This window comes from Sphingobacterium sp. PCS056 (genome assembly GCF_023273895.1).
In the GTDB taxonomy this organism is placed as follows: domain Bacteria; phylum Bacteroidota; class Bacteroidia; order Sphingobacteriales; family Sphingobacteriaceae; genus Sphingobacterium.
Genome location: NZ_CP096883.1, coordinates 4,933,852 through 4,952,868 on the forward strand (window position 1 = coordinate 4,933,852; position 19,017 = coordinate 4,952,868).

The following is a 19,017-nucleotide window of genomic DNA, read 5'->3' on the forward strand; positions in this document are numbered from 1 at the left end:
GCCGTCCCTTTTGGCGAATCGGGACGGCGGTTACTGGGTGATTTTTTAGATTTCAAGTTCACAAAAAAACATTAACCAGATAAACAAATATAATGATTAATACCGATTATGAAAATGGTAGGTTGGTGTATGCTCTATTTCGGCAGAACCACCTGATCAAAAGACAAACATTGTCCTGGTATCGGAGTTACCCACTCCTATTACTATTAACACTGCTATGCTCATCGTTTGCCTCGCAATTGATCGCACAGGAAGTTTCTTTAAATGTCAATCGTGGATCTTTTCAATCCGTAATGAAAGATGTACAAAAGCAAAGCGGATATTCAACCACTTTCGCACGACGTCACTTGCAGCAAGCTAAACCTGTAACCGTAAACTTTAAAAATAAGAGACTATCAGAAGCGTTGAATCTTATCTTTCAAGAGCAGCCTTTTAGTTATGTAATAGAAGGAAAAATAATTACGACCGTTGACAAATCAAAAGACAATCCAAAACCGGCAGAAAAACAAAATCCGGTTCGAGGTAGAGTTGTTGACGAAACAGGTTCTCCCCTTGCCGGAGCATCCATCAAAGTTAAAGATCAAGATATTCAAACATCCACAAATCAATCCGGAACATTTCTAATCAAAAATGCACCGGAAGGAGCAACGCTAATCATCGGTTATATGGGCTTTGAATCTCGCGAAATTGAAAGTAACAGTGATATTGGAACAATTGTACTATCTCGCACGTTTGCAACCCTTGATGTAGTCGATGTTACCGTTTCTACGGGCTATCAAAATCTCCCAAGAGAACGAGCAACAGGTTCCTTTGCTTTTGTGGATCAAAAAACAATCGAAAGATCAGTTACACCAAATATACTTGACAGGCTTGAAGGCGTGGTTAGCGGTATGATCTTCAATAAAAACAGACCTACGGATTTACCAAACAATTCGCCTATTACCGTGCGCGGTCGCAGTACACTTTTTGCAAATGCTGAACCGTTAATCATCGTTGATAATTTTCCATACGAAGGTGATCTAACGAACATCAATCCTAATGACATTGAAACGATCAGCGTTTTGAAAGATGCGGCCGCAGCATCGGCTTGGGGTTCCCGAAGTGGGAACGGAGTTATCGTAATCACAACAAAGAAAGGTGCTTTAGAAAGTAAGCCGACTGTCTCGTTAACATCAAACCTGACAGTATCGTCAAAACCGGATTTATACTACTCTCCACAGATAAGCACAGCGCAATACTTGGAAGTAGAACAGTTTTTGTTCAATAAAGGCGCTTTTGACTCCCGGATAAATAACGGTTACGATTACCTTACTCCAGCAATGGATATTTTCTTAGGTCGTAGAAATGGTACCATTTCAGTAGCGGATTCTTTAGCTCGCATCAATCAATTAAAATCTTATGATGTTCGTGATGATCTATCTAAGTACTTATATAGAAATGCCTTTAATCAGCAATATCAAGCTAGTATTGCCGGAGGTGGGGCGACAAACAAGTACTACTTTTCAACCGGATTCGATCAAAATAAGGGCTCAAAAGTAAACGATCAGATTGATCGTTTTACCTTAAACATGAGCAATACATGGCTTTTGCTTAACAAGCGATTGGAACTTTTTTCCAATATCACCTACACTTCAAACACAGGTAATCGTGGCGATAATATTCAGCAATCAACACCATATACTATGCTCGCTGACTCAAGTGGAAACGCAATCAATGTACCGATCAAAATTAGGGATAGTTTCAATATGGAAATGATGACCAAAGGATTGTTGGATTGGAACTACCGACCATTGGACGAAATAAGAAATGGTTGGGGAGTACGTAAAGAAACATTATCCGATTACAGAATAAATTCGTCGGCATCCTACAAAATTGTCGATGGTCTAAAGGCATCTGCTCTTTATAGTTTCCAGAACGGGATATATCATAATCAAACCCTCAATCCAGTCGAATCTTTTTTCGCACGAGACCTGATAAATACGTACACACAAATTGATCCTGTAACAAAACTTCTAACCTATCCCGTTCCGGTCGGGGGAATATTGGACTATACCAATTCCAAATTAACAAGCCATAATGGTCGCTTTCAGATTAACTTGGACAAGAAATGGAACCTTCATTCCATAAATGCCATTGGAGGTACGGAGATCAGAACCGTTACAAATGAGAGAAGCAGTGATCGCTTTTATGGCTACAATGATGAAACCAAATTGAACCAAAACAATAGTGTAAATTACAATGTAGATTATACAAACTCATATGATGGTGGCAGTGATCGCGTCCCAAATGCTTCAATAATTGAAAGCGGAATTAATAACTATATATCCTATTATACAAATATCGGATACGCTTATAACGATCGGTACCTCGCTTCCTTTAGTGCACGAAAAGATGAATCTAATATTTTTGGTGTCAATAGTAACCAAAAAGGCGTGCCATTATGGAGTACGGGATTAGGCTGGATAATATCGAAAGAAAGTTTTTTCAAAGTTGATGCGATTCTATACCTAAAACTCCGCGGAACTTTCGGCTACACGGGTAATGTCAACAATTCACTTTCCGCCTTATTAACCACAAATCGAACTGGTAGCAACAATTTTAATGCCCCTTTCAATACTGTAATTAATCCCCCAAACCCGTCGTTAAAATGGGAAAAAATAAAGAACATAAACATCGGTCTTGATTTTAGTTTAATAAACAATCGTATTTCCGGTAGTGTGGACTATTGGAGAAAAACCGGACTGGATCTTATTGGTAACAGCACAATAGCCCCGCAAACAGGTATTGTACAATATACCGGTAATTCGGCTAATACGATTACCAAGGGAGTTGACTTACAGCTTAATTCCATTAATCTAAATGGGGCATTCTCGTGGTACACCACATTACTGTACAACTATACCGATAGTAAAGTAACGAAATACCTAGTTACTAATGGATCAAACTTAAATGTAATCACGGCTAATTACAACAATCCAATAGAAGGTTATCCCTACTATTCCCTATTTAGTTTTAGGTACGCTGGATTAGACAACGTAGGTGATCCGCAAGGCTACATCAATGGAGAAGTAAGTAAAAATTTCAATGGAATTGCCAACTCATTAAACCGTGATGATCTGGTTTACCACGGAAGCCTATCGCCTACACATTTCGGAAGTTTACGAAACACTTTTGCATATAAGCAATTTGACATTTCTTTTATCCTGAACTACAAATTTGGCTACTACTTCCGAAGAGTATCCTTAAATAATTCTAGCTTGTACACAACTTCAGTTCCAGCCTACAATAGCAATACAGATTACGATCTTCGTTGGCAAAAAACAGGTGACGAACTTATAACTGACGTTCCCTCGCTAATATATCCAGCTAATTTTAACCGGACTAATCTATACAGGTATTCAGATCGTCTGGTTGAAAAAGCGGATAACTTAAGACTTCAAGATATTCGGATCGGCTATAATCTTAATATAAACAAACAGAGCATTATAAAGCGATTAAATATTTACGGATATGCGAGCAATTTAGGTTTTGTATGGCGGGCAAATAAACAAAACCTTGATCCGGATTATCCGGCAGGAATACCACTTATGCGCAATTTTTCACTTGGTTTAAGGGCAGACTTTTAACGTTAACAATATGAACAAAAACATATACATACTTATACTTTTGGTTTGCATATTAGTCGGATGTAGCAAAAAGGACTTTTTGAACGAAAAGCCCACTTCCAGCATAGCGCAGCCAACAAAAATATCGGATTTTCAGGATTTACTTGAGAATACGACTATTTTCAACTTGACTGGAGCATTAACCCAAATAGGTGCAGATGATCTTTACCTGACCGATGCAAACTGGGAAACCGCAACAGCAACAGAACGAAATGCCTATATATGGAATGACATCATTTACGATGGCGATCAGAACGTAAGCGACTGGAACATCCCCTACTCAGCAATTTTTCATGCAAATGTAGTTTTGGAGGGATTGGAAAAAAACAATCATTCAGAGACGGAAACCGGAAAATATACGCGCGCATGGGCACTTTACGCTAGGGCGTTTGCGTATTACGATCTAATTCGAACCTTTTGCCCAGTCTACAATGAAACCACAGCATCCACCGATCTTGGGGTACCTATTAGGCTCTCCCCAAACATCGATTATCTTGCAGAGAGATCGTCGCTCAAAGACTGTATGGATTTAATTATAAATGATCTGCAAACCAGTCTTACTGATCTACCTAAAGAAAGGCCAGGCAATAACTTAAATCGCCCTTGGAAAAATGCTGTCTATGCCCTATTATCTCGAATCTATCTCGACCTAAGAAATTACGAAAAAGCCGAGTTCTATGCTGATCAATCGTTAACAACCTATAAAAAATTAATGGATTATAAAACTCTTAACAAAAGCGCATCCAATCCGTTTACATTTAATAATGAAGAAATAATTTACTTTTCTCGACAAGTAATAAAATACCCAACAACAACAATAAATACATCAACTACCAAAGCATTTATCGCACCGGAATTGATAGCACTCTATAAGCCAAACGATACTCGAAAACCACTATACTTCAGACTACTTACCGGAGGCTATTATGGAAAAAAAATCGGTTATCAAGGTTCTGGAAATTATCACTTTTCAGGTTTGGCAACTGATGAAATTTTTCTGATCAAAGCCGAATGCCTAGCAAGACGTAACGAAGTTAATTCTGCAATGAATGTTCTAAACGAACTTTTGGTCAATAGATGGGATGCCACAATGACGAATCCAGCATTGCAATTTACACCTCTTACTGCAACAAATAAAGAAGATGCCCTTAATGTAATATTGGAAGAACGTCGAAAAGAATTAGTTTGGCGCGCACTACGTTGGCAAGATCTTCGTCGGTTAAATGCCGAAGGTTATAATAAAACTTTGACACGTAATGTAAAAGGTATATCATATTCAATTGCACCAAATTCACTACGATACATAATGCCAATTCCGGACGAAGAAATCATTTTAAGTGGAATTAAACAGAATCAACGATAATGAAAACTACTATTTCAATAATCATACTTCAACTTTTCGCATTGACTTTAGTATCACAAACGAAAAAATATAAGGACATTACCATATCTGGACATTTCTCAAAAAAGGCACAAAGCGAAATATTTCGCGATACGGAATTCTGGTATTATAACGAAGCACCATTACATGACTTCATAATTACCTCGAACCATAAATTTACAATGGATAATGGAAATTTTAATGTAAAAATTAAAAACAATGACAAGTATGGTTTCTTCAGGTGCAGAGCAACACAAATACCGTCCTTGTGTATTGATTATTTCCTTGTACAGCAAGGTGATAGCATATATATGGATATTAAAGAAAAAACGAATGTTTCCTTCAGCGGCAGAGGAAGCGAAAAATTAAATTATCAACATTTTGCCGGTAAATTAATTCAACAATATCAATTCATCACTCACGAAGATAGTTTAGAATATAAAGAGAATCCGCTAGACTTTAGGCTGCTAAAATATCAGGAATCACTTAAAATTTGTCTTGATTCACTTGAGAAGCTCAAATCAACAACAGATCCGACAATTATCGAAATTCTTAGAATAAATACAATATCGTTGATCTCAAATAATTATCAAGACATACTTGCACTTGATTTTTATTTCACAGATGATCAAAAACAAAAATCACGGACAATTAACTTTTTAAGATGGACTCTACAACAGCAACATCTTTATCCTGTGTCAGATACTACAATCATAAAATACGCCATAAACTATGCAGACTACTTGAAATCAACACAAGTAAACTTTAGTAAAATAATAAATGGTGTTAATAAGTATGAAAAGATTTCTTTAGAAAAAACTTTCAAAGAATTTCAAAATAACTACTCAGGACTTTTGAGAGATAAACTTATCACATCCTTACTGTTACAGCTTCATTTAGATCCTGAACTCCAACAATTCGCAAAAGAAAGTCTCGAATTCGTTAAAACTCAGCCAAGCGTAGATGAAATACTAAAAATCATAAATAGAAAAAGTAAAGGTTCACCAGCGTTTAATTTTACATTTGAAACTGCCGAAGGAAAGGAAATACAACTTTCTGACTTTCGCGGCTCGATAATAATTGTCGATACTTGGTATAATGGATGTACAAATTGCGTTACACTTGCAAAACTATTGGCACCATTGGTAGAAAAGTACAGCAAAACTAAAACGGTCACATTTCTAAGTGTCAACGTAGATTATAAAAGGGAAAGATTCTTATCAGGAGTCAAAAGTGGCTTATATGGAAATAAAAATGTTATCCATTCCTGGACACGCGGTAAAGGTCAATTAGATCCGTTCATTTCACATTATCAATATTATTCTTATCCAAATATTTTGATAATTGATAAGATGGGAAATGTTATAACAGCAAACCCCTATAAAAATCAAAGTGAAGTAATACCCAATATTGAAAGATACATTCAACTATATAAATAATTTATACAAGGTTGTCGATGACAACCTTGTATAATAGAATCTTTTAATTAAGGAGCCCAAACACCTTTTTCAGATGATTGAAAGTTTGGTGTGGCCGGTAAACTAGTAGGATTTAAATTGCTAGGCCCAGGATCGGATGCAAAAGATATTACACAAGGATGATCAGCAGTTTCCCGACATCCCTCTAAGTTAGGCATTTGTGAACCAGACACTTTTTGATAGTTGGTGTTTGAAGATAAAATGTAATACGTGTTTGCTAACGCATCCGCTTTTTTATCAGAAGTTCTAAATGCACTGAAACCTACGGCTAATCCTGCAACAAGCAGGCTTAAAGCCACTTTTTTGAAATTGTTCATAGTATTAAAATTTAAAATTGGTTACTGATTTTTTGTAGCCCCGGCATAGTATATCCCAATGAGACCTAAAATGATAAAGGCAAGATTGAACCAAGAATGTTGCACCCAATTGAGCGATTCGATCACTCCACCACAATAGCACGGCAGCTTACTTCCGGAAATAAGTAAGTACAGTATAAATACCGTAAATCCGGTGATCATTGCTGTGAAAGCGTAGAGCCCCCACAGAATTGTTCTTTGAAACATTAACATAACAGCGATCACAAACTCGCTGACAATAATGAATGCTGCTAAAAATGTGCTGTATGGTCGCAAGATAGCAAGCCTGGCTAGACCGCGTTGAAATCGGTCAAATTCGACCGCTTTCGTATAAGCAGTATAAACGAACAGGAAAATTGCTAACCAGGAAATAATCAAGACAATGGCTTTACCGTATCGCTCACTGAACGACACAGTACGGGATCTTACGTCGTACATAGTAGGTAATAATTTGGAAATACAATTCGGGCTTAATATGGGATTGATAAATTCAGATTATCGATCCCTTACTTCACTTTCCATACGGAAAGAGTTAATGATCAATCAAAGTGGTAAGACACTCACTTTCAAAACATAACAGTTAACTGATTTTGATAATGGTAAACTTAGTACAAATTGCAATATAGCGCAATACGGAAAGTCGTAAAATGCGACACACAAACACTTTAACTGCCGAAAAAGCAAATTTTCACTACCCAAATCGCAAATTTACCCCCCGAAATAGCACAGCTATTTTCGAAAAAAAGACTCAATTGAGGGAATATTCTCTTTGGTCACGACCAAATATGTTGAATTCGGAATCAAATTAAGTTTGTTTTCATCTAAAATAAGTTCCAAAGTATCTCTTTTTTCACCAGTTTGATAGGAAGAAACAACGGACATATTAATAATTACTCCCCTACTGATCTGGTAAAAATTTAGGAGCGCATATTTCTCACGAAGGGATGCCAGTGACAAAGCGATTGGATAAGATTTATTAGCCATCGTAAAGACACGTACCTGCTTATTTACGGTTGCAAACATGATGATGTCTTTCCGCACGTCTAGTTCATAAAGCCGCCCATAATATTCAACTGAAAGTGATGTCTCCTCTTTTTCCTGTTCTACTTTTTTGATGGAAGCATCATTACTTTCTATCTCTATAGTCAATTCTGACGCGATAACTTCTAATGCACGCTTATGTTGATGCCTATAAAATAGAAGCACATAAAACATATTCATCAAAGCTACAAAAGATACTACCATGGGGTAATCAATAAGCAAAAAATCACCGAAGATATTTGCACGGCCAGTACTGGCAAAAATTACGTAGAAAACAAACATATCCAACAGTGATGGCAAGATAAAACCCAGCACAATTTGCAAAATAAATCGCGGCCAAAACTTCTCCGTCCAAAGTACAATTTGGTCTAGCCAAATAGTAAAATATTGGACAATCCAAACCATGGCATAAGCCACACCCAAACTGGGTAAAAATGCACTATAAAAGTCCAAGCATAAAATTGCTTCACCAAAATTAAGTGGTCTGCCATGAAAAGTGATGTAAAGTGCGGCAACAAATGATATAGCGAGTTGGGAACTACGCTTTAAGTAGGTCGGTAACGGCATGCTTAATTAATTAAAGAATTTTAACAAGGAGTTAAAATACAATAAATTTTTCACATTCAATTACATTTTTATGACAAAACAACCAATGACCCCTACTGGAGTCCAAGACAAAGTTGACGAATTGTACCTATTATCGGACACAGCATTAGATGCTGAAGCAGCAGCAGTACAAGCCGACTTCAAGACTTGGATTAAAGCAAACTTCACGTTGACAAGTAAACAAGAAGATTACTTAGATGAGTTAGGTGGTCAAATTCTGGGATTTTTTGGTGCAAGCTGTTCGGTATCTTTTTCAAATAGATTGCCAATCGACTTGATATACCCAGCACCTCCCACAACCGAGTACACAAAGTACACCGGATGTAACAATGCTTTAGCTGTTAAATCTGATGGCGGAAAACCGATAGCTACTGGATCAATCTCATTTGAGATTTCTTACGCGGCTAAACCGTAAACAAAAAAAGCCTGTTAGCGAAATGCTAACAGGCTTTCATAGCGTAATGATAATTATTATAACTCTGGTATCATAATCAATTCTTCGGAATTTCAATTTCTAACTCTACATTTTGAAATAGATCTGCCAAACCAAACAGATATACACTTTTTAATTAACAATAATTTTTTCCGCTTAAAATCAAGTAAAATGACAAAACAACCGTTAACACCGACCGGTGTTCAAGACAAACTAACTGAACTTTACGAATTGACTTCTACTGCGATTCAGGTTGAAGCATTGGCTATCCAAGCTGATTTTAAGGCATGGGTAAAAGACCAATTCACGTTGACCACAAACCAGGAGGACTATCTGGATGATCTGAACCAACAGACATCTGATTATTTCGGTTCACAATGTTCAGTTTGCTTTACAAATAAACTACCGATCGATTTGATATACCCCACTCCACATACGGGACAGTATTTAAAATGGACAGGCTCATCGAACAATCTGGCTGTGAAGTCGGATGGGGAAGGTAAACCTACAGCAACCGGTTCTTTGACTTTTGAGTTTACTTATACTACTGTATAAAGATAACCAAAAAAATAACCCAGCAAGTCGTTAAGTCGCCTTGTCGGGTTTATTGGTTAATCACATTTAAAGAGTTAATTGAAGTTAAGAACTCGCTTATTGAAAATTAAAAAACAAAAATTAGAGGACTTGGATATTTTTTGATTTTATAACATGACATCTCTCTAAAAGAAATGCTTAGATATATTGCGAATATTGCATTTCTTTATATATTTACGTTATATATTATCCTAAATGAGCAGATCAAATTTTGAGATTATAACAGAGGCTTTGTCTCATATTGCGAACAAAGTTGCTATTCATAATCATTTGAATTTACAAGACATCAACATTTATCTTGAGAACTTTTTCAGAGATATATTGAATATAATTTACTCCGATAGAACTTTTGAAAACCTCAATAATCAAGAAGCCAACTTTACTGCAATTGATTTAGGTGATGATAAAAAAGATTTAGCCATTCAAGTGACTTCTACAACAACGCTGCAAAAAGTTAGAAAAACCATCACAAAGTACCAAACAGAATACGGTTATAACAAAATTATAATGCTTTATGCAAAAGTTGACAAACCTACTCGTTCAGTTGATCTAAATTTAGAGAACAGTATTGAAGTTGAAGAATGGTCAATCAAAGATTTATGTAAAAAAATTGAAAATTTAGGTGATGAAAAGATCTTAGAAATTCAGAAGATCGTGCTAAATCAAATCACTCCCTCTTTATACGATAATTATTCCAAAACCAAGGATATTTCGGCATCGGAGCAATATGATAATTTAGAACAAAAAGATATTAGAAATATCACAGATAAATTATTAGACGTTTGTCCAACAATTAGTACACACCGCCTACAAAAATATTCGAGAGACATCGCTTCCGGAGAAGCTGAATTAAGTAAATTTTCCGACAGAGAGATAACCTCAATGAAATACAGAATTTTTGAAGTATGCCAAGAAGAATTAATTGATTTTTGTGAACTTAATGACACAACGCAAGAAGTTGATTTTATTACTATTAACACATTAATAGAAAAATATACTGATCGGGCATCTTTAATTATCCAACAAAAGTCTAAAGACTATAGTTATCCTTTAAAGAATGAAGACCTTCTTAAAAAGGTCGTACTTGCACTTATTAATGACTGCTATCTATCATTTGACGAAAAAGGCATTTACTCATGAACAATACAAAACAAGAAGCTAAAAAGCGCCTTATGTTTATTCAAAAAGAGGATTATAACTTTTTGACATATCACATTTTAATCTTATTAAAAATACTTGGTGCCACTTCTATTGAGAGTAAATTCCAAGATTATAAAAAAATAGCATATTTAATTCAGTTTTTGTCCACCAAACCAAGATTCAATGAATATTCGAAGGTCGAATTAAGTCAAGCTTACAATCGAAGCCATTTAAAGAAGCAACTAATATCACATCTTGTCCTCATATTAAAAAATAAAAACTATATCGGAGTACATTTCAATCTACAACGTAACTCACTAGACATATGGCTAATAGAAGAAAATATACCAGAATCATTTTTTGATACTAGCCTATTCGTAAGAGAAATAGACAATACCAAAATATTAAAATCGGAATTACCAAGATTAAAGGTACTAACATTAAAAACGATGGTCGATACCATATTTACAAAAAATAATATTATTACATGGGAAGTTTAATAATAAAAAGAGTAAGATATGAGGGTGATCACTATGTCTATGAATCACCTGAACTAAATAGTGGAATTAACATTATAATAGGTGATAACGGTTCTGGAAAAAGCACTTTCACTTATTTAATAGAATATTGTTTAGGAGGTTATCTAAAGTATTTCAATGTAGATAATAAAACCGAAAAATACATTGAGATTGTAAGTGACACTAATAATTATGCTGAAATAGAAGTTCTACTAAATGGTGAACTCTATGGTTTCAAGAGATTTATTGGAGGAAACGTTGTTTATGTCAACTCTGGCGAGGAATACAACTCTTTTCCAATTTATCGGCAACAGTTGGAAGGTACAGTAGAGTCCGAGATTTTTTCGGACTGGATGTTAGATAAGCTTAGTATAACAAAGCAAGAATTAAACCTAGGAACAAAAACCTGGAAATTAAATATAAACGATCTACTTAGGTTAATCATTTATGATCAGGACACCCCGTCAAAAAAAATTTATAAAGAACCAACCAACCTTAATTTCGTCACAGACTCACTTCTGATTAGAAAAACGATCTTTGAGGTATTACTGGGAATATCATCTGATGAATATTTTAGAAAGTTCGAAGAATTCAAAAACATTGAAATTCTTCGAGATAAAGAACATCTAAAAATCGAAGCATTTAATGAAAGGTATTCTGGAATCGACTTAGATATCGAAAAAATTGAAAAGGATCTAACATCCCAAAATATTGAACTGGAAACCCTTTATAATCAAAGAGATCTATTTCTTAGCTCTAATAAAAAAGTTGATAAGAAAACACACTTAATATCGGAGATTCAAGAACAAATCATTCAAGACGAGATCGAATTATCAACAATAAGTCTTAATATTCAAGCTAACCAAATTGAATTTGAAAAGATATCGAAGTATTTTCAAGCACAGACAAGTGAAATAAATGAAATAGAGAAAATTATTTTCACAAATGAAAAATTAAACTTATTCTCTTTTAGATTATGTCCATTTTGTATGAATGAACATGACCCTAAGGAAAATCATTGTCTATGTGGAGCAGAAATCAAGGATGAAGATTATGAAAAATTCATTTATTCTTCAAAGGAATATGAGAACATCCTTAAACATAAAAAGAAAAGCCTTGAAACAATCCAGACAGCCTTAGATTCGTATAGTAGCGATATAAATAAAGGCATTTTAAAAAGAGATTATATCCAAAGCAAAATTAAAGACGCTACGGAAAAACTCAAAGCCCTTATTAATTCTACTGATGTAAATAAAAATAATGAAGCAATCGATCATTTGCATGCAGAAATACTGGAGCTAATGAAGAGAATCGAAAGTTATTCTTATAGGAGGAAGATTGCCATTGAAAAACAGAAATTAGAAGAGAACTTTAAAAAAGTTACTGAAACATATAAGACGATCAAAACAGAATTGGATGACCTCCAGAAAATTTTCGATAAAAATAATCGTGAAATAATTTCAAATTTCAATTCAATTTACCACGATCTAATTACGAAGTCCTCTGCTGATGCAAACGCAGCCGAAATCAATGAAGACTATATGCCTATAATTGATCAGGGTATCTATAAAAATAAAAGTGCTGGTGTTCCGGTTAGATTAATATACTATTACACAATATTAGCTTTAGCAATCAAATATAAAACGGTTAAACACCCCAGACTTTTAATAATTGATACTCCTGAAGACTCAGGAATTGATGACGATAATCTTAAAAACGATCTCTTATTACTTCAAAAAGTACTAAGTAATGTAAATGCAGATAGTGAATCATACCAGGTAATATTGACCACAGGACTTGAAAAATACCCTTCTGAATTTGGTCCGTACATTATCGAACGATTCAACAAGAAGGATGAAGGGAAGTTTATATTAAACGAGAAATAAAACATCAATTGGTATGTAATAGCTTATGTTTTTTCAACAACTAGTATATGCGTAAAACCCGCGATTTTAAGTATAAAAAAGGTTGAATTTTACTTCAACCTTTCTTTGCTTTATTTAGCTCCCAATAACTTTAACTTTTCACTGAGGTCGGTCAGCCCTGCTTTGGTCAGGCAATCTACCGATAAGGATTTAAGCTCTTTTAAATCGTCTTCCGGAATAGTACTGAGCAATCCGGTTTTATCCTGCTCTTTGGCTTCTAGCCCCAACTCAATAACCTGATTGAGTAATAATACATTTTTTCGGGAAATCCTTAAATCGATCTTCACGACCTCCCCCATGCCTGGAATACTTAAAATTGTATCAAACACCTTCGCTACATCATTCGTCGTCATATCCATTCGGTTTTTATACATTAAACATTTATACAAAAATACGGCTAAAAAGCGTAGGACACCTACTCAAAATATGGGGAGGTCATGTGTAAAAAAAACCGCTTCAAAAATGAAGCGGCTTTCATACGAATTAAAATCCATTTACTTACCTTGAGCGACTTCGTTCTCCGGCATAAATTTTACGATCTTCTTTTTGATATGTCCGAAGTTATCTTTGACCGTAACCTCAAAAAAATGATCCGTATCACTGTGGGACGTGTACTTTAATTTAAAAGTTCTATCATTAAGTACATAATCAATATTCTGACCTAAGAAATCTCCATTTTCATCCTGTACAGTTCCCGTACCCATAAACTGAATAAAGCTAACTTTATACGTTGTACTTGGTTCCTGTCCAAGTGGAACGATACGGAACTTTAAATCCTGCGTTCCGTACTTGGCGATAATAGAAGTTCCCACTTCCATCGTAAGATTGAAATCGAACCCGGTAACAACAGGTTCTTCCGGTCTATAAATACTAAGTTCATTTTTGTCACAGCCTGTTAATGCTAAAGCCATCAAAATCACCAATCCTAAAAATAAATTTTTCATACCCAAACCCTCCTATCTATTAATCAAAAACCTGACACCTATTCCTACTTGACCATTAAATTTATCAAGCGCTTTGAACAACACCCGCTCTCGCCCGGTCGCGAAAACGATTATCTTGTCTGAAGGGAAAAACTCAACTTCTAATGTAGCTGCGCCTCCAAAAATAAAATGGTCCTGGTTCAACAGAATAGCCTGGTCATATAAAGTATGTCTTCCCCAGTTGATCCGTTCATACCCGGCAATACCGCTTAAACCAGCGGAGATCACAAGGTCCTGCTTACAGTCGTAAACCAATGGAAAATAATGACCGATCTCACCAGTAAACTGCGCCAGCTTAATAGAACCGTCTTGATAATCATACTTCTTGTGGTAGAACTCGCCTCCCGCCACCCATTTGCTGTCAATTCCAGTATAGATATTAGCAGCAACTCCACCAAAAAATGTCGGGTTCTGCTGCTTACCAAAAAAATACCCGTTTGCCAGACCTCCCCTGACTTCAAGAGCGACTTCACCCTTTTCAAAACGTTGCGCACGAACAACGTTTGCCACCAGCATAAATGCCAGCACAAAATACATCATGTACTTTTTCATTCGATTTGTTTTTATGAATTTGTTAATAGACCTTTTGGGTTGATTAACGTGTTGTGGTAACTGGGAAACAAAAGAGGTGAAATGAAAAAGATGATGTTGACCCGGAATGAAGTGCATTCCATAAAGTAAATAAAGAAAATAACCAAACCCCATCTTAACCTCCTACGCTATACTTTCTCTAATGAGCTGTCCTACTCAAAAACTTATACAAAGTTATATACCGGAAATGAATTTATCCTAATCAAAATATGGGGAGGTGTTATTAAGTCTTTCCTATTTTGCAACCACAAAAAAAGCCAATGCTATTGCACTGGCTTAAAGTTGTATGATACTACTTTTCGTTAAACGTTACTGATTGGAACATCAATTCGATCCCTTGCTACGCAATATCCATCTTTTATAATGTAACACTCAACAAAATGCCCCCCTTCAAAGTCTGAACTTTCTTTTCTCATATTGCCTGATAAGTTACTTTCGAGGATTTCACCCCGAAGAGTATTTCTCTGTTTAGCAATCCAACCTTCATTTTTTACTTTCCATAATACGTTATACGGTTCCTCAACATCCGTTGATTCAATAAAAAATTTAAGCTTTTTGTTCTTCCGTAAAAATTTCACTGTACGTAAAAGTTCTGTTCTGAACCCAGCTTGTTGGACTTCACAGTTTATCCGCAACATATTGCTAATATCCATCGGATACCGCTCTTCAATATATTGTTCATTCGCAACATAGTTATAGCTTCTTTCTTTGATAACTTGAGGATACGGAAAGACTTTTCCAAAGACCAGACGCCATATCTCGTAAACCGTATCTTCATCATTTTTGGATATGGCATTCTCTATATTTTTAACAGCCTTCTTTGCCTTTGATTTAAAATTTGAATTCTTCTTCTTATAAACATGCTGATTACTTCCTGGAGCGAACCAGTAGGCGCGATTGTCATTAAGTTCACTTAAATACGCAAAGAAATCTTTAACCAAAACGTCATAATCAGCATAGCCGTAATCGGCGTATTCCTTATTAGCAGAAAAAAAATTGTAAACAAATGTATCAATTAAAAGACCTCCAATTTTCACACCACATTTGTTTTTCCATGCTCTTACAATCCGACATAAATTGACAACATTACCATTGCATTGATCGTCCAATTCTTTTAAGCTGGCTGCTTCTGGCGAAGGATCAGTTTTTTTCCAACGACCTCCATTATTTGAATCTGCGTAAGTGTAGCTTCCGTCTGCCTCAAGAAATGCAGGACAGACTTCAATAAAGTCGTTGGTAAATTGTATTACAACAACCTGACCGTCTCCCCTAATCTTTGATGAAGAATATGTTTTCAAAAGTGACTTTTTTACGTCCTGTAACAATTGACTTTGCCCATTTCCTTCTCGATTATTGTACGTATAATAGAGTTCATCCGGTAGAACAAATAAAAGATCAAGGTCGCTGACACCATTAATCGCAGTGTCACGACCATAACTCCCCACATAGATACCATTATCTACTTTAGATTCAATATCGCGGAAATCTCTGTTAAGTCTTTGGGTTATTAAACCGAATCTATTTTCTATACTACTTTGGTTTTGGACGATAAGGTTACTGGCAAAATCTTGGAAGGTTTGGTATACATCCATAAAATAAATAAATCAAAATTATAATGATAATAAGTAACAGCACGCTTGCAAGTGATCTCGGTAGTTTATCTTTAAAAAATGTAAGTTTTAATTCTTTTACAACCCAGTCTGGTTGTGATTCATAAAAGAATTTAAAATGCGCATACCATTGAGAAAGGAACACCTGCTTACTGATTGTGTTTGAATAGAAATCGTTAAGAATATCTTTATACTCATTTTCGTAGTTTTTATAATCGAAATTATTATCCCCACTAACTTTATAGTACAGATCTCTAGTTTGATTAAATAGTTTTGTCAATCGTATCCCTTCATTATTATAATCGTCGACCTTCCCTTTGAAAACATCGATATACATTATACCGATCCCGACAAAAATCAAGATAATTGATAGCTCTTTATCAAAAGGTATATTGTTATATGCAATCTGAATAATACCGATGGCTAAAGAAACAAATCCGATCCAACTTGGCAACTTATTTATAATATCGTAAGATGCAAAATTTTTCTTTGCCCCGAAACCAATATCATACCCTTTTTGAGCTAACGTATTTAAAAACTTATCTTGATTCATTATTCTTTCACTTTGGCTAATAGTTCTTTTGAAAACATCAAAAAATCGATGTTTTTCGATTACACTAACATACGAAAATTAACTGATGAAATTCTTCTTATTGATATTACATATTAACAATTCTACGTTCTATATTTCTTACCAATTTTTCGATTCTCTCCAACATTATTATTAATTACGTAAATATGAACCACCACCTCAAAATATAATGAGGTAACAATGATCAGAAAATCAATCATTAACTTTGACCTTCTACTACGCACAAAAAACCTTCCCATTTTAAAAGTATCCTGAAACCTTTAAGTAAAACTTAGGGAGTTTGCAACGTTCCTGCAAACGGCCAGATGTCCGGTTGTATCACAACCGCCTTTTTTGATCTTATACTCGGAACTCGTAGATCAGGACAAAATAACGTTAAAATGAAGCTTGAACGATTAAAAATGATAGGTGAAGATGGAAAATCAAGCAAAAACAAAATGGTTGCATGTACGGCTATCAGAGGAAGAATACCGTACAGTAAATAAACATTTCGGCACTTCGACAAGCCGAAAATTAAGTCAATATGTTCGCGACAAACTACTCGAACGACCCATAGTAAAAGCTTACCGGGATAAATCCAATGACGATTTAATGGCAGAACTAATCCCTTTGCGCTTGGAGTTAAACCGCATCGGAAACAACTACAATCAGGCTGTAAAAAAACTTCATACGCTTAAAACGATTGGAGAGTTTAAAGCCTGGATCATGCAGCATGATATCGAAAAACAGACACTGTTTAACAAGATCGAGGAGATAAAAAACCTGATCCAAAAGTATGCGGAAAGATGGTTGCAATAATCAAAACAGGTCATTCTATTCATCGGATTTTCAATTACAATGAGAACAAAGTTAAGGAGGGCGTTGCACAATGTATTGGAGAAGGAAATTACCCTGTGGACCTAGAGAATTTAACGCTCCCCATGAAGCTTAACCGTTTGTTGAAACAGGCTGAACTGAATGAAAATTGCAAACGTAATAGCGTACACATCTCATTAAATTTTGACCCATCTGAAGCAAACTTATCAAAAGAAAAGATGATGGATATCGCTCACGAGTATATGGAACGGATCGGTTTTGGAAGTCAACCGTATTTAGTCTATCAACACTTTGATGCGGGGCATCCGCACATTCACTTAGTATCAGTCAAAGTAAGGTCGGATGGTAGTCGTATTGATATGCAGAATATAGGTAAAAACCAGTCCGAAGAAGCCCGTAAAGCAATCGAAAAAAAGTTTGATTTGGTGGTAGCTGAAGGTCGAAGTAATAATCTAAATAATAAACTGGAACCGATCGCTTTAGGTAAAGTGAATTATGGAAAAATACAGTCAAAGAAAGCTATCGCTAACGTACTAAATCAGATCCTTACGAATTACAACTTTACCAGCTTAAAAGAACTTAATGCTGTTCTCAGCCAATATAATGTTTTAGCCGATAGAGGCAGTGAAAACTCAAGAGTCTTTAAAGCAAATGGTATGGTGTATAGAATATTGGATCAGGCAGGTAATCCGACAGGAGTACCCATTAAAGCCAGTGATTTTTATAACAGACCCACGATGAAATTTCTGGAAGAAAGATTTCAGGAGAATGCTAAAAAACGGACTCCTTTTAAGAGCAGGATCAAGAACGCTACGGATAAGATTTTGACGAACTCACGTATTTCGATTGATGAGTTTATAAATCTAATGTCAAAACAGGGAATCGCTATCGTCAAAAGAACAAGTGAAGATGGCAGACTCTACGGTATCACCTATGTGGATCATACTTCCAAATGTGTATTTAATGGTAGTGACCTCGGTAAAAATTACAGTGCAAAAGCGATTCTCGAACGATGTACTGCAAAAGATAACCGAGCCACTGAACAGATTCGTACAAAAGAGCCGGAAACAGAAATCCCAACGGATCAAAATGCAGCTCCACTTACGCAACCAATACCGGATACAAACGCTGTATCCGACACTTCCATAACCGATGACAAAGGACTAATTGACACCTTATTTGAAATCGAAAATGCATGCGACTTTATTCCAAACCAACTTAGGAGAAAGAAAAAGAGAAGAAAACGCAGGAGACGGGATAATAACAATAACTTTTAAAATCATAAAGC

Annotated in this window: 18 protein-coding genes; 10 read left to right on the forward strand and 8 right to left on the reverse strand. The window is 35.5% G+C overall.

Features of this window, described 5'->3' with window-relative positions; translation table 11 throughout:
* The first annotated feature begins 92 nt into the window (after window positions 1-92).
* The 3 genes from MUB18_RS20670 (at window position 93) to MUB18_RS20680 (ending at window position 6,485) form a co-directional block, all read left to right on the forward strand.
* Complete coding sequence (locus MUB18_RS20670) at window positions 93-3,626, forward strand: SusC/RagA family TonB-linked outer membrane protein (RefSeq protein ID WP_248754487.1); 3,534 nt, start codon at window positions 93-95, stop codon at window positions 3,624-3,626.
* A 79-nt stretch (window positions 3,627-3,705) separates the two neighbouring features.
* Window positions 3,706-5,028 (forward strand): RagB/SusD family nutrient uptake outer membrane protein, encoded by a 1,323-nt coding sequence (locus MUB18_RS20675; RefSeq protein ID WP_248754488.1) that lies wholly within the window; start codon window positions 3,706-3,708, stop codon window positions 5,026-5,028.
* Window positions 5,028-6,485, forward strand: coding sequence for a TlpA family protein disulfide reductase (locus MUB18_RS20680; protein WP_248754489.1), 1,458 nt, complete (start codon window positions 5,028-5,030; stop codon window positions 6,483-6,485). The genes MUB18_RS20675 and MUB18_RS20680 overlap by 1 nt, the downstream gene beginning before the upstream one ends.
* 47 nt (window positions 6,486-6,532) lie before the next feature.
* Here MUB18_RS20680 and MUB18_RS20685 read toward each other — a convergent pair whose 3' ends face one another.
* The 3 genes from MUB18_RS20685 to MUB18_RS20695 form a co-directional block, all read right to left on the reverse strand.
* Complete coding sequence (locus tag MUB18_RS20685) at window positions 6,533-6,841, reverse strand: hypothetical protein (protein WP_248754490.1); 309 nt, start codon at window positions 6,839-6,841, stop codon at window positions 6,533-6,535.
* Between the two features lie 21 nt (window positions 6,842-6,862).
* Complete coding sequence (locus MUB18_RS20690; protein WP_248754491.1) at window positions 6,863-7,318, reverse strand: MauE/DoxX family redox-associated membrane protein; 456 nt, start codon at window positions 7,316-7,318, stop codon at window positions 6,863-6,865.
* 291 nt (window positions 7,319-7,609) lie between these two features.
* Window positions 7,610-8,488, reverse strand: a complete 879-nt coding sequence (locus tag MUB18_RS20695) for a LytTR family DNA-binding domain-containing protein (protein ID WP_248754492.1) — start codon at window positions 8,486-8,488, stop codon at window positions 7,610-7,612.
* A 70-nt stretch (window positions 8,489-8,558) separates the two neighbouring features.
* On the opposite strand from MUB18_RS20695, the gene MUB18_RS20700 reads away from it, so the two are divergent.
* The 5 genes from MUB18_RS20700 (at window position 8,559) to MUB18_RS20720 (ending at window position 13,098) form a co-directional block, all read left to right on the forward strand.
* A complete protein-coding gene (locus MUB18_RS20700) occupies window positions 8,559-8,942 on the forward strand; it encodes a hypothetical protein (RefSeq protein ID WP_248754493.1) in 384 nt (127 codons plus the stop codon).
* A gap of 189 nt (window positions 8,943-9,131) precedes the next feature.
* Window positions 9,132-9,515 (forward strand): hypothetical protein, encoded by a 384-nt coding sequence (locus MUB18_RS20705; protein WP_248754494.1) that lies wholly within the window; start codon window positions 9,132-9,134, stop codon window positions 9,513-9,515.
* Between the two features lie 234 nt (window positions 9,516-9,749).
* Window positions 9,750-10,694, forward strand: coding sequence for an SMEK domain-containing protein (locus tag MUB18_RS20710; protein WP_248754495.1), 945 nt, complete (start codon window positions 9,750-9,752; stop codon window positions 10,692-10,694).
* Window positions 10,691-11,194, forward strand: a complete 504-nt coding sequence (locus tag MUB18_RS20715) for a hypothetical protein (protein WP_248754496.1) — start codon at window positions 10,691-10,693, stop codon at window positions 11,192-11,194. The genes MUB18_RS20710 and MUB18_RS20715 overlap by 4 nt, the downstream gene beginning before the upstream one ends.
* Window positions 11,182-13,098, forward strand: coding sequence for an AAA family ATPase (locus MUB18_RS20720; protein ID WP_248754497.1), 1,917 nt, complete (start codon window positions 11,182-11,184; stop codon window positions 13,096-13,098). Before MUB18_RS20715 ends, MUB18_RS20720 begins: the two co-directional genes overlap by 13 nt.
* A gap of 110 nt (window positions 13,099-13,208) precedes the next feature.
* On the opposite strand, the gene MUB18_RS20725 is transcribed toward MUB18_RS20720, so the two are convergent.
* The 5 genes from MUB18_RS20725 to MUB18_RS20745 form a co-directional block, all read right to left on the reverse strand.
* Complete coding sequence (locus tag MUB18_RS20725) at window positions 13,209-13,490, reverse strand: hypothetical protein (protein ID WP_248754498.1); 282 nt, start codon at window positions 13,488-13,490, stop codon at window positions 13,209-13,211.
* Window positions 13,491-13,631: 141 nt separating this feature from the next.
* Window positions 13,632-14,081 carry a TraQ conjugal transfer family protein gene (locus tag MUB18_RS20730; RefSeq protein ID WP_248754499.1) on the reverse strand — a complete coding sequence of 150 codons (450 nt, stop codon included), beginning with the start codon at window positions 14,079-14,081 and terminating at the stop codon, window positions 13,632-13,634.
* 12 nt (window positions 14,082-14,093) lie between these two features.
* A complete protein-coding gene (locus tag MUB18_RS20735) occupies window positions 14,094-14,672 on the reverse strand; it encodes a conjugal transfer protein TraO (protein ID WP_248754500.1) in 579 nt (192 codons plus the stop codon).
* A gap of 341 nt (window positions 14,673-15,013) precedes the next feature.
* Entirely contained in the window at window positions 15,014-16,303 is a 1,290-nt protein-coding gene (locus MUB18_RS20740; protein WP_248754501.1) for an SMODS domain-containing nucleotidyltransferase, read from the reverse strand.
* Entirely contained in the window at window positions 16,266-16,874 is a 609-nt protein-coding gene (locus MUB18_RS20745) for an SLATT domain-containing protein (protein ID WP_248754502.1), read from the reverse strand. The genes MUB18_RS20740 and MUB18_RS20745 overlap by 38 nt, the downstream gene beginning before the upstream one ends.
* Before the next feature lie 453 nt (window positions 16,875-17,327).
* Here MUB18_RS20745 and MUB18_RS20750 point away from each other — a divergent pair, with 453 nt between their 5' ends.
* Together MUB18_RS20750 and MUB18_RS20755 are read left to right on the forward strand one after the other, a co-directional pair.
* The gene (locus tag MUB18_RS20750; RefSeq protein WP_248754503.1) at window positions 17,328-17,711 is read left to right on the forward strand and encodes a plasmid mobilization protein; all 384 of its coding nucleotides are present in this window, start codon (window positions 17,328-17,330) and stop codon (window positions 17,709-17,711) included.
* On the forward strand, window positions 17,699-19,006 hold the full coding sequence (locus MUB18_RS20755; RefSeq protein ID WP_248754504.1) for a relaxase/mobilization nuclease domain-containing protein: 1,308 nt from the start codon (window positions 17,699-17,701) through the stop codon (window positions 19,004-19,006). Before MUB18_RS20750 ends, MUB18_RS20755 begins: the two co-directional genes overlap by 13 nt.
* The last annotated feature ends 11 nt before the right edge of the window (window positions 19,007-19,017 follow it).

Excerpts from the sequence above, each read along its gene's own strand:
- MUB18_RS20755 (WP_248754504.1), top strand. The coding sequence starts at position 17,699 with ATGGTTGCAATAATCAAAACAGGTCATTCTATTCATCGGATTTTCAAT.
- MUB18_RS20695 (WP_248754492.1), bottom strand. The coding sequence starts at position 8,488 with ATGCCGTTACCGACCTACTTAAAGCGTAGTTCCCAACTCGCTATATCA.
- MUB18_RS20725 (WP_248754498.1), bottom strand. The coding sequence starts at position 13,490 with ATGACGACGAATGATGTAGCGAAGGTGTTTGATACAATTTTAAGTATT.
- MUB18_RS20735 (WP_248754500.1), bottom strand. The coding sequence starts at position 14,672 with ATGAAAAAGTACATGATGTATTTTGTGCTGGCATTTATGCTGGTGGCA.
- MUB18_RS20730 (WP_248754499.1), bottom strand. The coding sequence starts at position 14,081 with ATGAAAAATTTATTTTTAGGATTGGTGATTTTGATGGCTTTAGCATTA.
- MUB18_RS20740 (WP_248754501.1), bottom strand. The coding sequence starts at position 16,303 with ATGGATGTATACCAAACCTTCCAAGATTTTGCCAGTAACCTTATCGTC.
- MUB18_RS20685 (WP_248754490.1), bottom strand. The coding sequence starts at position 6,841 with ATGAACAATTTCAAAAAAGTGGCTTTAAGCCTGCTTGTTGCAGGATTA.
- MUB18_RS20690 (WP_248754491.1), bottom strand. The coding sequence starts at position 7,318 with ATGTACGACGTAAGATCCCGTACTGTGTCGTTCAGTGAGCGATACGGT.
- MUB18_RS20670 (WP_248754487.1), top strand. The coding sequence starts at position 93 with ATGATTAATACCGATTATGAAAATGGTAGGTTGGTGTATGCTCTATTT.
- MUB18_RS20705 (WP_248754494.1), top strand. The coding sequence starts at position 9,132 with ATGACAAAACAACCGTTAACACCGACCGGTGTTCAAGACAAACTAACT.
- MUB18_RS20750 (WP_248754503.1), top strand. The coding sequence starts at position 17,328 with ATGGAAAATCAAGCAAAAACAAAATGGTTGCATGTACGGCTATCAGAG.
- MUB18_RS20745 (WP_248754502.1), bottom strand. The coding sequence starts at position 16,874 with ATGAATCAAGATAAGTTTTTAAATACGTTAGCTCAAAAAGGGTATGAT.
- MUB18_RS20715 (WP_248754496.1), top strand. The coding sequence starts at position 10,691 with ATGAACAATACAAAACAAGAAGCTAAAAAGCGCCTTATGTTTATTCAA.
- MUB18_RS20710 (WP_248754495.1), top strand. The coding sequence starts at position 9,750 with ATGAGCAGATCAAATTTTGAGATTATAACAGAGGCTTTGTCTCATATT.
- MUB18_RS20700 (WP_248754493.1), top strand. The coding sequence starts at position 8,559 with ATGACAAAACAACCAATGACCCCTACTGGAGTCCAAGACAAAGTTGAC.
- MUB18_RS20720 (WP_248754497.1), top strand. The coding sequence starts at position 11,182 with ATGGGAAGTTTAATAATAAAAAGAGTAAGATATGAGGGTGATCACTAT.
- MUB18_RS20680 (WP_248754489.1), top strand. The coding sequence starts at position 5,028 with ATGAAAACTACTATTTCAATAATCATACTTCAACTTTTCGCATTGACT.